This window comes from Streptomyces sp. MS19 (assembly GCF_047200595.1).
Lineage (GTDB): Bacteria > Actinomycetota > Actinomycetes > Streptomycetales > Streptomycetaceae > Streptomyces.
Genome location: NZ_JBJZOH010000014.1, coordinates 43180 through 56216 on the forward strand (window position 1 = coordinate 43180; position 13037 = coordinate 56216).

Here is a 13037-nt window from a genome sequence, read left to right on the forward strand (position 1 = left end):
CATGGCGTCCGGCATACGCCCCGCCGACCGGCGCGACGCCCTGGCCCGGCGGATACGGCTGCTGGTGGCGGCCACCATCGCCTGGAACGTGACCGAGGCCGTCGTCGCCGTGGCCGCCGGGACGGCCGCCTCGTCCGCCGCGCTGGTCGGCTTCGGGCTCGACTCGGTGGTGGAGGTGTCCTCGGCCGCCGCCGTGGCCTGGCAGTTCTCCGCGCGCGACCACGCCGTGCGACAGGCGCGGGAGGCGCGGGCGCTGCGGATCGTCGCCGTCTCGTTCTTCGCGCTGGCCGCCTATGTCTCCGTGGATGCCGTGCGCGCGCTGCTGGGCGGCGGCGACGCGGACGCCTCGCCGGTGGGCATCGTGCTCGCGGCGCTGTCGCTGGCCGTGATGCCGTTCCTGTCGGTCGCGCAGCGGCGGGCCGGGCGGGCGCTCGGCTCCGCCTCGGCCGTCGCCGACTCCCGGCAGACGCTGCTGTGCACCTGGCTGTCCGCCGTGCTCCTGGCGGGGCTGCTGGCGAACGCCACGGTGGGCTGGTCGTGGGCCGATCCGCTGGCCGCGCTGGTGATCGCGGCGGTGGCGGTCAGGGAGGGCGTGAACGCCTGGCGCGGCGACGCCTGCTGCGCCGTGCCGCTCAGGGCCGCGCGGGAGGACGACGCCGCCGGTGACGCCTGCGGCTGCCCGCCGGGCTGCGCGTGCTGCGGACCCGCCCTCACTCTCCCGTGAAGCCGAGCTCGGTGACGGCGGCGGCGGCCTGCGCGTCGAGCAGGGTCACCGAGGCGCAGCCCGGCGGGAGGTCCCCCGCCTCGATGGCGGTGATCAGGCGGGCCATCGCCCGCCGGTGGCGGCGGAACGCGCGGGCCGAGACCGTCCGGCCGCGTTCCTCCTGCCGGGCGCGGGCCAGGGACGGCGGGACGTCGAGCAGCAGCAGGTGCAGCCCGGCGCCGGTGCGCCGCGCGCCGGAGGCGAGGCGGCGCCGGACGAGGGAGCCGCGCCCGCAGTCGTGCACGAGCAGGGCGAGCGGGGAGCGTAACGCGCGCCACAGGACGCGGTGGTGGCCGAGCCGGACGGCCGGGCGGTAGACCGCGTACGGGAGCCGGGCGGGCAGGCGGACCTCCCACCTGTCGCGGACGTCCTGCGAGTCGATGCGCAGCACGCGGCCGCCGGGGTCGTCCAGCCGCGCCATCAGCGTGGACTTGCCGCCGCCTGGCAGCCCGGAGACGACGACGCGGTCGCCCGCGGGCCAGCGCAGGGTGAGGGGGCCGGTGGCGCGGACGCCGCGCAGGTCGTGGACGCGGGGCGGTCCGCCGCCGGCTTCCGTCACGGTGAGCACGGTGGCCGGCGGGGTGCCGGTCGCGGGGGTGGTGGTCGCGGTCGGGGCCGTCCGGATCGGCGATCCGGCGGTCTCGGGCCGGATCATCTGGCTCTCCGTATCGACGAGTTGAGGCGGTGGGCCCAGCGAAACCGTAACCTCTCGCCGGAATCGGGCGCAATGGTCCGGCGGATCAGCCCTCCCGCGTGTGCCGCGCGCCGGGCCGTTCCAGCCGGTGGCCCTCGATGTCCGGGTCGGGCAGGTACCGGTCGAACCAGCGCGGCCGGCTCCAGATGCGGCGGCCCACGACGGCCATCACGGCGGGCACCAGCGTCAGGCGCACGACGAACGCGTCGAGGAACACGCCGACCGCGAAGCTGAAGCCGATCGACCGGATGATCGGATCGTCGGTCACCATGAACGCGACAAAAATCGAGAACATGATCAGCGCGGCGGCGGTCACCACGCGGGCCGCGGCGCCCGTGCCGCGTTCCACCGCTCCCCCGGCGTCGCCGGTCGCCGTGAAGTCCTCCTTGATGCGCGAGACGACGAACACCTCGTAGTCGCTGGACAGGCCGAAGATGATCGCCAGCATGATGATCGGCAGGAAGCTGACGGTCTCGGCGGGGGTGATGCCCAGCAGATGCCGCCCCCAGCCCCACTGGAACATCGCCACCTGCGCGCCGAACGCCGCGCACACCGACAGCAGGAACCCGACGATCGACTTGAGCGGCACGAAGAACGTGCGGAACGCGAACGTCAGCAGGACGAAGGCGAGTCCGACCACCACGACCAGGAAGACCGGCAGCGCGGAGGAGAGCTTCGCGGACACGTCGATGTTGGACGCCGTGGTGCCGCCCACGGTGAGGTGCGCGCCCGTGCCCTCCTCGATCCGGCCGCGCTCGTCGCGGATGCGGTGGACGAGGCCGGCGGTCTCCGGGTCGCTCGGACCGGTGCTCGGGACCACCTGCACGACGGCGATCCGGTCGCGCTGGGCGATGGGCTCGGCGCTGGTGACGCCGGGCAGGCCGCCGAGCGCCCTGGTGATCCGCTCCACCGGCTCGCGCCCCTGCGCGCCGTCCGCCACGACCAGCAGCGGCCCGTTCGCGCCGACACCGAAGCCGTCCGCGATGAGGTCGTACGCCTTGCGCTGCGTGTCCGACTCCGGCTTGGACGCCCCGCTCGGCAGGCCGAGTTCCATCTGCGTCGCGGGCAGCGCCAGGACGCCGAGCAGCACGACGCAGCCGGCCAGGACGGGCACCCGCGCGCGGACGACGAAGCGGGCCCACGCGGCGCCCGCCGTGCTGCCCGGCTCGGTCGCGGTGCGCCGCGCCGTGCGCTCGGGCCGTCCCGGGCGGCCCGGCAGCCGGATGAACGACACCACGCGCCGCCCGGCGAAACCGAGGAAGGCGGGCAGCAGCGTCAGCGCGATGAGCATCGCCATCAGGACGGCGACCGCCGCGCACAGCCCCATGACGGTGAGGAACGGGATGCCGACCACCGACAGGCCGCACAGCGCGATGATGACGGTCAGGGCCGCGAAGACCACCGAGCCGCCCGCCGTGCCGACGGCGAGCGCCGCGGCGCGTTCGGGCTCCACGCCGGTCAGCAGGTAGTTGCGGTGGCGGTAGAGGATGAACAGGCCGTAGTCGATCCCGCAGGACAGGCCCAGCATCAGCGCGACGGTGGTGGAGGCCGACGCGATGTCCACGACGGAGGCGACGGCCGTCACGCCGGTCATGGTGATGGCGATGCCGATGACGGCGGTCACGATCGGGACGAACGCGGCGACGACCGCGCCGAACGTGACCAGCAGGATGATCAGCGCGACGACGAGCCCGGCCAGTTCCGGCGCCTCTGAGATCTCCGTCTGCCAGCCCGGGTAGACGCTGCCCGAGTACTCGACCTGGACTCCCGCGCGCTGCGCGGGCCGTACGGCGCGCTCCACCGCGTCCAGCGTGCTCTCCTCGACGTTGCCCGCGCTCTCGGTGAACTGGACGCCGCCGAGCGCCACCTTCCCGTCGCGCGAGACCTGCGGCCGTTCGCCGAACGGGTCGGTGACCGACGCCACCTGCGGCACGTCGCCCAGCTCGCGGAACGCCTTCTCGATGCCCGCGCGCGGCCCCGGGTCGGTGACCTTCGCGCCGCCGCGCGTGACCATGACGACCTGGGCCTGCCCGCCGCCGAACGCGGGCAGGCGCCGCGCCAGCAGGTCGGTGGTGCGCTGGGACTCCGTGCCGGGGATGGTGAAGACGTCGTTGGTGGCGCCGCCGCTCACCCCGGCGACGGTCCCGGCGAGCAGGAGGGCGGCGAGCCAGATCACCAGGACGAGGCGCCGGCGCCGGAACGCCCACCGCCCCAGCCGGAAGAGGAATGCGGACATGAGTTCCTTCCCTGACGACCACTGGTGATCTTCCCCGGGAAAGGACAGCCGCGACATTTCCGACACACCGTGGCCGCCGGGCGGACACGGCAGATCGACGGCATGAGCACACTGACGAGGGACGAACGGCCGGCCGGGGCGGTCGCGCTGCGCACGGCGGGCGAGAAGGAGCGCGCCAAGGACCGACTGGTCGCGCTGGCCGCCGAGTTCCCCGAAGACCTGGAGACAGCGTTCCAGACCGCCTGGGCGCACGACACGCTCGGCCTCGAAGCGGCGGCCGTGCCGTCCCACGAGACCGCGCCGCCGGACGACCGGAAGAGCGCGCTGCTCGGCCTGGGCAGCACCTACCGGACGCTGGGGCGCTACGCGGAGTCGGTGGCGACGCTGCGGCAGGGCGTGGCCGAGTTCCCCGACGACGGCGGGCTGCGGACGTTCCTCGCCATGGCGCTGTACAACACGGGCGAGCACCGGGAAGCCGTCGGCCTGCTGCTCCACCTGCTCGCCACGACCAGCGGCGACACGGGGGTGACCGACTACCGGGAGGCGATCGCGTTCTGCACCGGCAGCAGGACCGCCCCGGCACATGGCGCGTTCACGACATTCACGGCGCGCGGCGGACGCGGCCCGCCGATCCGGAACCGACGCACCATTGCCGCCCCACGGCGACCGTCCCTACCGTGGAGTACCGGCACGGCGTGCGACGCCCCTGTGACGCGGGCGAGTCGCCGCGTGCCGTACGGGCCGGGGGTCCCCCGGCAGGGGTGGCGACCACAGGGGCGCCGGGGAGTCCTCCCCGGCCGGGCAGCGGCGGAAGCCGGATACCGAGGAACGGCGCGGACCGTCGTCCGGCGTGCGTGCACGCCGGAACGGTCTCTCCGGCGCGCCCCGATGTCCGGGCGCGGAGGATCTGGCGAGGGGGGCACGCATGGTCCGTCCGTCCGACTGGTCTCCGGTGGGGATGGATTCCGATCCGACGCCGGGTGATCCCGAGCAGGTCCGCGAGCTGGCGGACGACTTGCAGACGTTCTCCGATGATGTGGCGGAGGCGCTGGGCAAAGTCCGGGGTCTCGCCTCCGACCGTGCCGTGCAGGACTGGGCGGGGCTCTCCGCGGAGGCGTTCCGCAGCGAGTTCGACGGCGTGCCGGGCAATCTGGAGAAGCTGCGGGACTCCTACGACCTGTGCGCGCAGGCGTTACATACGTACTGGCCGAAGCTCCAGACCGCGCAGGGGCAGGCGGACCGCGCGCTGGACCGTGCGATCGCCGCGCAGGCCGATCTCACCTCGGCGCAGGGTGCGTTGGGGGATGCGCAGGGCTGGGTGTCGCGGGCCGGTGAGGAGGCGGAGCGCCTCCAGCGGGAGGGCGAACGGGCGGGCGCGCCGCCGCCGGACGAGGCGGAAGTGCGGGCCGCCACCCGTGACCGCCAGGCCGCGGACGAGGCCCAGGAGGCGGCGCAGGCCCGCGTGGACACTGCGCAGGAATCCCTGGACGCGGCCCGCGAACTCGCCCGCCAGGCCAAGGAGATGCGGGAAGAAGCCGCGCGCCAGGCCGCCCGCGACATCGATGAAGCGTCCGACGCCGGTATCCACAACCGCAAATGGTGGCAGCGGGCCGTGCACTGGGTCACGGAAAACTGGGACACCATCGTCAACGTCTGCAAGGTGATCGTCGCGGTCCTCGGCGTCGTCGTCATGATCATCGGCGGCCCCCTCGCCTGGGTCGTCCTCGCCGCCGCACTCGTCGTCCTCGCCGACACGTTGATCAAATACGCACGCGGCGAAGCAGGGCTCCTCGACGTCGCGTTCGCAGCGTTGGACTGCATTCCGGGCATGAAGGGGCTCACCACCCTCGGCGGCCTCGCCCGCGGCCTCCGCGGCGGCCTCACCGCCGCCCGCACCGGCCTCCGCGGCCTCGCCCAAGGCGCGGCCGGTCTGGGCCGCCAGGTACGCGGGCGCGCCGTGCAGATGGTCCGACGCAACGGCTGTGGCGACCCCGTGGATGTCGCCACCGGCGAGCTGATCATGTCGTTCACCGATGTCTCGCTGCCCGGTGTCCTTCCCCTCGTCATCGAACGCCACCACATCTCGGCCTACCGCGACGGCCGGTTGTTCGGCCCCTCCTGGGCCTCCACCCTCGACCAGCGTCTGCTCCTGGGCGAGACCGGCGTCCGGTTCTTCACCGCGGACGGCATGGCCCTGGAATACCCAGTCCCTCTGCCCGATCCCGGCACACCGGTCCTGCCCGTCGAAGGCCCGCGCTGGGAGCTGTCCTGGGACGGGACCCCCGACGGCGCACTGCTCGTCCACCAGCCCGAGTCACGCCGTACTCTCCACTTCCTGCCGGTGCCGGGCGCCCCCGCCCGTGAACTGCCCCTCGTCGCCGTCACCGACACGAACGGCAACCGCGTCGACATCCCCCACGGCCCGGACGGCACACCGACCGGGCTCGTCCACTCCGGCGGCTACCACGTCCGCGTCAAGACCACGGACGGCCGCGTCTCCGCGCTGCGGCTGGACGACGGGCCCGGCTCCGTCCTCCTCACCACCTACGGCTACGACGATGCCGGCAACCTCGCCGCCATCCGCAATTCGAGCGGCCTCCCCCTCCGCCTCAGCTACGACGACGCCGACCGCCTCACCCGCTGGGAGGACCGCAACGGGACCTGGTACGCCTACACGTACGACACCGCCGGGCGCTGCGTCTTCACCACCGGCACCGACCGCGCGCTCGAATACCGCTACACCTACGACGACGGACAGCGCCGCACGACGGCCGAGGACGCGGCGGGCGCGCGTACCGTCTTCCAGTTCGACGACAGCTTCCGGCTCGTCGCCGTCACCGACCCGCTCGGCCACACCGTCCACCGTGAGCACGACCGCTACGACAGGCTCGTCGCGGAGACGGATCCCCTTGGCCGCACCACGGCGTTCGCCCACGACGACGCCGGGCAGGTGGTCAGCATCACCCGCCCGGACGGGCGCACCGTCCGCGCCGCGTACGGCGAACTCGGCCTGCCCACTGAAGTGTTCCAAGCGGACGGCACCGTCCTGCGGCACGCGTACGACGGCGCGGGCAACCGTGTCGCACTGGTCGACGGCGCGGGACGCCGCACCCGCTTCGCCTACGACGCGCACGGTGGCCTCGCCGGGATCACCGACGCGCTGGGCACCACCACGCGCGTCCGCTGCGACGCCGCCGGACTGCCGGTGGCGGTCACCGACCCGCTCGGGGAGACGGTGACCTTTCGGCGCGACGCCTTCGGCCGCGTGGTGGAGCGCACCGACCCCCTGGGCGCCGCCCATCGCGCGACCTACACGGTGGAAGGCGGCATCCTCTCCCTCACCGATCCGCTCGGCGCAACGCACACCTGGACGTACGACCCGGAGGGCAACCGTCTCTCTGACACCGACGCCCTCGGCCGGACCACACGCTACGAGTACGGCGCCTTCGACCTCCCCACCGCACGGGTCGGCCCGGACGGCACGCGCCACACCATCGAGCGCGACCACGGCCTGCGCGTCACCCGTGTCACCGGCCCTGACGGGCTGAACTGGGACTACAGGTACGACGCCGCCGGACGTCCCGTGTCAGAGACGGATTTCGGCGGCCGTACCGTCCAATTCGCCCTGGACGCGGCGGGCGACCTCGTAGCGCGTACGAACGCCGCCGGTCAGACCGTCACCTATGAGCGGGACGCGCTGCGCCAGGTCGTCGCGGTGTCGGCGGACGGCGTGCCCGTCAGCACCCGGGCCTACGACCCGCTCGGCCGCGTCCTGCGCGCCACGACGCCCGACACCGAGCTGACGGTCCACCGGGACCCGAGCGGGCTGCCGGTGTCGGAGACGGTCAACGGACGGACCATCACCTACGCCTACGACGACGCCGGTCGGCCCGTGGCGCGCACCACGCCGTCGGGACACAGGAGTTCCTGGACCTTCGACGCGGCGGGCCGCCAGGACACGCTGGTCACGGGCGGACACAGCCTGACGTTCGCCTACGACGCGCTGGGCCGCGAGACACACCGCGATGTCGGCGGCGGCGTGGGGATCACCTGGACCATCGACGCGGCGGGACGGCGCACGGCGGAGACCGTCCACGCCATCGGCCACCCGCACCGGCGGCGGGCGTGGACCTACCTCCCCGACCACTCCCCCGCGTCCCTCAGTGGCCCCGGCGGGGAGACCACGCGGTTCGGGTTCGACGCGGCGGGGCGGATCACCGCCGTCACCGGCCCGCACGGCGTGGAGACGTACACGTACGACGCGGCGGGGGATGTCGTCGCGGCCGAGTGGCCTGCGCCGGGTACCGGCACCCCCGTCCGGCGCGCCGGACGCCTCCGTGACACGTACGACGCGGCGGGCCGCCTCGTCCGGCGGCTTCGGCGGCGGCTGTCCCGGAAACCGGAGAGCTGGCGGTACGAGTGGGACGCACAGGACCGCCTCGTCCGCGTCGTCACTCCGGACGGCACGGTGTGGCGCTACATCTACGACGCCTTCGGCCGCCGGATCGCCAAACAGCGGCTCGGCGACGACGGCGCGACCGTCGCCGAGGAGACCGCGTTCACCTGGTCGGGGACGACGCCGGTCGAACAGGACGGGACGGACGGCACCTCCCTCACCTGGGACTGGCGCGGCCACCATGTGGTCGGCCAGCACGAGCGGCGCGTCAGCCGGGACTCCCCGCAGGAGGAGATCGACCGGCGGTTCGTCGCCATCGTCACTGACCTGGTGGGCACCCCGTCGCAGGTGCTGGACGAGGACGGGGCGACCGTCTGGGAGGACAGCGGCACTCTCTGGGGCGTCCCGCGGGACGCGGCACCGCCGCCCGTCCCCTTACGGTTCCCCGGCCAGTACCACGACCAGGAGAGTGGGCTCCACTACAACTACGCCCGCTACTACGACCCCGAGACCGCCCGTTACCTCTCGCCCGACCCCCTCGGGCTGCTTCCCTCGCCCAGCGCCTACGCGTATGTCGTCAACCCGCTGACGTGGATTGATCCTCTCGGGTTGGCGGCTCACCCGGATGTCGTACCGCTGTACCACGGGACGCAGGACTTCCGGGGCAGTCAGTTCACACTGCACGTGCCGGACGACGTGGCCCGGCGCGGGTACACCCCGGAGTCAGGCATTTACCTCACCAACAACCCCATGCGCGCCATCAACCAGTACGCGGCCGGCCCCGGCGGCATGGTCATCCGTGTCGAGGTGCCGCTCGACTTCGCCCAGCGCATCGGGCGGACAGGGCCCGGCGACACGCCGGACCCCGAGTGGTTCGTCAACACCCAGGCGGGTGTGGACATGCTCAACCAGGGCAACCCCGAAGTACTGAGCAACATGGACGCGATGACGGCCTTCTTCGACGGCACCTGGCAGGACCAGTACCCGGCCGACCTTCTGCCGAGGAGAGCGTGACGTGACCCCCGAACCCCGGTTGACCCGGGTCGAAGAGGTGTGTGCCCGCGCCGTGTTCGCGCCGCTGGGCGGGCTCGTCGTGCTCGCGACCGTCGCGACCGCGCCGCCCGCCACACCACTGGCGGACCTGTCCGCCGCCGCCTTCTCCTCCGCCCACGGCAACGCGCTCGACCTGGTCCTCGAAGACATCCGGGCCGCCACCGGCTTCACCCCGGCGGGCATGCAACTGTTCGAGGAGATGGGCTGGCACCGCGACCCCGACTTCGCCGTCCGGCTGCCGCAGTGGCTCCAGCGGACCGAGAGCCCGCCGCTGGAAGCGGACGATCCGGTCGTCCGGGCGCGCCTGGTCTCGGCGGGCCGCGACTTCCAGTTCAGCGAGTTCCTCACCGGCCTGGTCTCCGCCGCCCTCACCCTGCGGCCGGGACCGCCCGGCGGGCAGGCCGAACCGATCGTCCGCGCGCTGCGCGGCACAGCGCGCCTCAGCGGACTCGACCAGGACTCCGGCGTCCGCGCGGTCTTCCGCATCTGGCGCGTCGCCCGCCTCGGCGTGATCCTCACGGATGGACACCGCTTCACCCGCGACGACCAGGACCGCTGGCGCACCTACGGCCAGCGCATCGGCGCACTGATCGGACAGCCATGACCCACCCGATGCGCGGCCCGGCCAACGCGGCCGTCGAGCAGCACGACGTACGGGCCCTGCGGGCGGCGCTCGACGCGGGGGCGGATGTCGAGGAGGCGCAGTCCGGCATCCCGCTGCTCGTGCACGCGGTGGACGTCGAGAGCGACGGCACTGCCCCTCGCACGCGGCGCCGACCCCACCCGCAGGGCCACGCAGGGCCCCCGCATGTCCGCCGGAGAACTCGCCGAACTCACCGGCCACTGGCTCGCGGTCGAGCTCTTCAGGGCATGGCGCCGGGAGCGGTGGGCGACGTGACCTGCGCGCTGCCCCGGACGACCAACGGCCCACGGGCCCGGCGGATGTCCGCCGGGCCCGTGGGGTGTCGGGTGTGCCGGGGTGTGGGCTACGGCATGTGGATGTCCGCGCCGGGGCCGAGGGGGAGGTCGAAGCCGTAGAAGATGCCGAGCACGGCCAGCCAGGCGATCAGGAACGGCACGACAAAGATCGCCAGCCGGGAGAGCAGCGTCCCCAGCTGGGCCGAGGGTTCGTAGCGGCGCAGCAGCGCCAGGGTGAGGAAGAGGTACGGGTTCATCGGCGTGATCATCTGCGTCGCCGAGTCGCCGATGCGGAACGCGGCCTGGGTCAGCGCCGGTTCCATGCCGAGCAGCATGAACGTCGGCACGAACACCGGGGCCATCAGCGACCACAGGGCCGAGCCCGAGGTGATGAACAGGTTCAGCAGCGTGACCAGGAGGACGAACAGCACGATGCCGGTGAAGCCGGTGAGGCCGATGTCCTCCAGCAGGGCCGCCGCCTTGACGGCGAGGAGCGTACCGACGTTCGACCAGTTGAAGACCGCGATCACCTGGGCGATGGCGAAGATCAGGACGATGTACGACGACATGCTGGTGACGGACTCGGCCATCAGCTTCGGTACGTCCTCGGCCTTGGTGAGGGTGCGCACGGTGAGGCCGTACACGATGCCGCTCAGCAGGAAGGCCACGAAGAGGATCGGCACGATGCCGGACATCACCGGGGACTGGACGAGCGCGCCGCCCTCGCCGCGCAGCGGGCTGCCGGGGATCAGCCAGCCGACGAGGACGACCGCCGCGTAGACCGCCAGCGCGATGCCGGTGACGGCCAGGCCGCGCTTCTGGATCGCGGTGACCTCGGTGGTCACGCCGTCGGAGGCCAGCTCGGCGGCCTCGTCGTCGGGCTGGGGCAGCCGGGGCTCCAGGACGCGGTCGATCAGGAAACCGCCCAGGGCGCCGAGGACGGCGCTGGCGGCGGCGGTGAAGAAGTAGTTGACGAGGATGTGGGTGGGGGCGCCCTCGCCGATGGGGAGGACGGCGGTGGCCTGCTCGGTGATGCCGACGTACAGGGCGTCGAGCGAGCCGACGATGAAGCCCGCCGCGTAGCCGGCGCAGGTGCAGGCGAAGCCGCCGATGAGGCCCGCGACCGGGTTGCGCCCGGCGCTGCGGAACGCCAGGGCGGCGAGCGGCGGGATGACGAGGATCGATATGTCGCTCATCACGTGGCCCTGGCAGGCCACGAACGCGACCACGTACGGCAGCCAGCGCGCGGGGGCGCGGGCGATGGTCGCCCGCACCACGGTCTCCAGCAGGCCCGTCCGCTCGGCGACGCCGACGGCCATCATCATCAGCATCACGGTGCCGAGCGACGGGAAACCGGTGAAGTTGGGGATCAGGTTCTCCAGCAGCCACTGGAGGCCCTCACCGGTGAACAGCCCCTTGACCTCCAGCACCTCGTCGCTGCCCGGCACCGCCACGTCCGCGTCGATCGCGGCGAGGACGGACGAGACGGCGCCGAGCAGGACGAAGAGTCCGCAGAAGAGGAAGAACGGGTGTGGCAGCCGGTTGCCCGCGCGCTCGATACCGCCGAGGACGCGGTCGAGGAGCCGGGAGCCACCGCCGGGGCCGGAGCCGGGGCCCGTGCCCGGGGACCGGGCGAGCGATTCCTGCATGATGCGCGTTGTACCTTTCGTGAGCGCGGCGGGGCGCGCGGGTATCAGTGCCCGGGGGCCGGGGACGTGTGGACGACGCCCTGCTGGACGACGTGCCGGATGCGCCCGGGGGCGGCGAGGACGGAGATGTCGGCGAGGGGGTCGCCGTCGCACACCACCAGGTCGGCGGCCTTGCCCGCCTGGAGGGTGCCGATCCGGTCGGCGAGGCCGAGGAGCTCGGCGCCGGTCCTGGTGCCGGCGACGATGGCGTCCATGGGGGACATGCCGAGGGACACGAGGTGGGTCAGCTCGCGCAGGTTCCTGGCGTGGGGGCAGACGCCGGAGTCGGTGCCGAGGGCGATCTTCAGGCCGCGCTCGATGGCGCGGGAGATGTTGATCTTGGTCCGCTCGGACCAGCGGATCTTCTTCTCGTAGTGGTACGGCTCCATGCGGGACCTGTCGATGCCCTCCAGGGTGGTGGAGAGCGTCGGCACGATGAAGACGCCGCGTTCGCCGGCGAGGTCGCACGCCTCGTCGTCGATGCCGTAGGCGTGCTCGACGCTGGTGACGCCGCCGCGCAGGGCGTTCATGATGCCGGCGAGGCCCTGGGCGTGCGCGGCGACGGGCCGGCCGCCGTGGCGGGAGACCTCGTCCACGACGGTGCGGATCTCGTCCTCGCTCAGGCCCTCGTCGTCGGGCTGGTCGTGGGGGCTGCCCATGCCACCGGTGGCGCAGAGCTTGATGACGTCGGCGCCCTCGCGCAGCAGCCGGCGGACGGCGACGCGGGTCTGGTCCACCGTGTCGACGATCTCGCCCATGCCGGAGCTGGTGTCGTAGCCGTCCGGGGTGGTGAAGTCGGCGTGACCGCCGGTGTGGCCCATGATGCGGACGGCGGTGTGCAGGCGGGGGCCCTGGATGAGGCCCTCGGCCACGGCGGCGCGGAACCCGGCGGGGGTGCCGCCGAGGTCGCGGGCGGTGGTGACGCCCGCGTACAGCGTCTCGCGCATGCGCTCGGCGGTGCGCAGGGTGGCGAGGGTCGGGTCCATCGCGAAGCGCTGGCCGATTTCCGACGGTGCGGCGACGGAGAAGTGGACGTGGCAGTCGATGAAGCCGGGGAGCACGGTCTGGCCCGCCACGTCGATGACCTGCGCGCCTTCGGGGCGCGGCGGCGCTCCGGCGGCCGGGCCCACGTAGGTCAGGTCGCCGTTCCCGTCGGTGTGCAGCTCGCCGTCGGTGACCGGGGCGGCGCCCGTTCCGTCGATGATCCGGGCTCCGGTGAACGTCAGAGGTGTGGTCGGCACTGCTGTCCCTCCTGGGGCGGGTAAGACGGCGAATATCGTCTGTTCATA

Annotated in this window: 7 protein-coding genes and 1 pseudogene; 4 read left to right on the plus strand and 4 right to left on the minus strand. The window is 73.2% G+C overall.

Translation table 11 applies throughout. From position 1 onward, the window contains the following. The first annotated feature begins 1 nt into the window (after position 1). Positions 2 to 724, plus strand: a complete 723-nt coding sequence (locus ACL02R_RS16105; protein WP_412797596.1) for a cation transporter — start codon at positions 2 to 4, stop codon at positions 722 to 724. Here the strand turns inward: ACL02R_RS16105 and ACL02R_RS16110 are convergent. Next, positions 711 to 1418 carry an AAA family ATPase gene (locus ACL02R_RS16110; RefSeq protein WP_412797597.1) on the minus strand — a complete coding sequence of 236 codons (708 nt, stop codon included), beginning with the start codon at positions 1416 to 1418 and terminating at the stop codon, positions 711 to 713. The two genes, ACL02R_RS16105 and ACL02R_RS16110, sit on opposite strands and share 14 nt — an antisense overlap. Positions 1419 to 1503: 85 nt before the next feature. Further along, positions 1504 to 3693: an MMPL family transporter gene (locus ACL02R_RS16115; RefSeq protein ID WP_412797598.1), complete on the minus strand. Its 2190-nt coding sequence runs from the start codon at positions 3691 to 3693 to the stop codon at positions 1504 to 1506. A gap of 102 nt (positions 3694 to 3795) precedes the next feature. Between ACL02R_RS16115 and ACL02R_RS16120 the strand changes: the two are divergent. The 3 genes and pseudogenes from ACL02R_RS16120 to ACL02R_RS16130 form a co-directional block, all read left to right on the plus strand. Beyond that, positions 3796 to 4242, plus strand: a pseudogene (locus ACL02R_RS16120) (tetratricopeptide repeat protein); the annotation flags it as partial. A gap of 409 nt (positions 4243 to 4651) precedes the next feature. Then, positions 4652 to 9103, plus strand: coding sequence for an RHS repeat-associated core domain-containing protein (locus tag ACL02R_RS16125; RefSeq protein WP_412797599.1), 4452 nt, complete (start codon positions 4652 to 4654; stop codon positions 9101 to 9103). Position 9104: 1 nt separating this feature from the next. Continuing rightward, positions 9105 to 9746, plus strand: a complete 642-nt coding sequence (locus ACL02R_RS16130) for a hypothetical protein (RefSeq protein WP_412797600.1) — start codon at positions 9105 to 9107, stop codon at positions 9744 to 9746. Between the two features lie 382 nt (positions 9747 to 10128). On the opposite strand, the gene ACL02R_RS16135 is transcribed toward ACL02R_RS16130, so the two are convergent. Next, a complete protein-coding gene (locus tag ACL02R_RS16135) occupies positions 10129 to 11709 on the minus strand; it encodes an AbgT family transporter (protein WP_412797601.1) in 1581 nt (526 codons plus the stop codon). A 44-nt stretch (positions 11710 to 11753) separates the two neighbouring features. Then, positions 11754 to 12989, minus strand: coding sequence for an amidohydrolase family protein (locus tag ACL02R_RS16140; protein WP_412797602.1), 1236 nt, complete (start codon positions 12987 to 12989; stop codon positions 11754 to 11756). Positions 12990 to 13037 lie beyond the last annotated feature (48 nt).

Coding starts and splice junctions, on each gene's coding strand:
- ACL02R_RS16115 (WP_412797598.1), bottom strand. CDS start 3,693: ATGTCCGCATTCCTCTTCCGGCTGGGGCGGTGGGCGTTCCGGCGCCGG.
- ACL02R_RS16105 (WP_412797596.1), top strand. CDS start 2: ATGGCGTCCGGCATACGCCCCGCCGACCGGCGCGACGCCCTGGCCCGG.
- ACL02R_RS16135 (WP_412797601.1), bottom strand. CDS start 11,709: ATGCAGGAATCGCTCGCCCGGTCCCCGGGCACGGGCCCCGGCTCCGGC.
- ACL02R_RS16125 (WP_412797599.1), top strand. CDS start 4,652: ATGGATTCCGATCCGACGCCGGGTGATCCCGAGCAGGTCCGCGAGCTG.
- ACL02R_RS16110 (WP_412797597.1), bottom strand. CDS start 1,418: ATGATCCGGCCCGAGACCGCCGGATCGCCGATCCGGACGGCCCCGACC.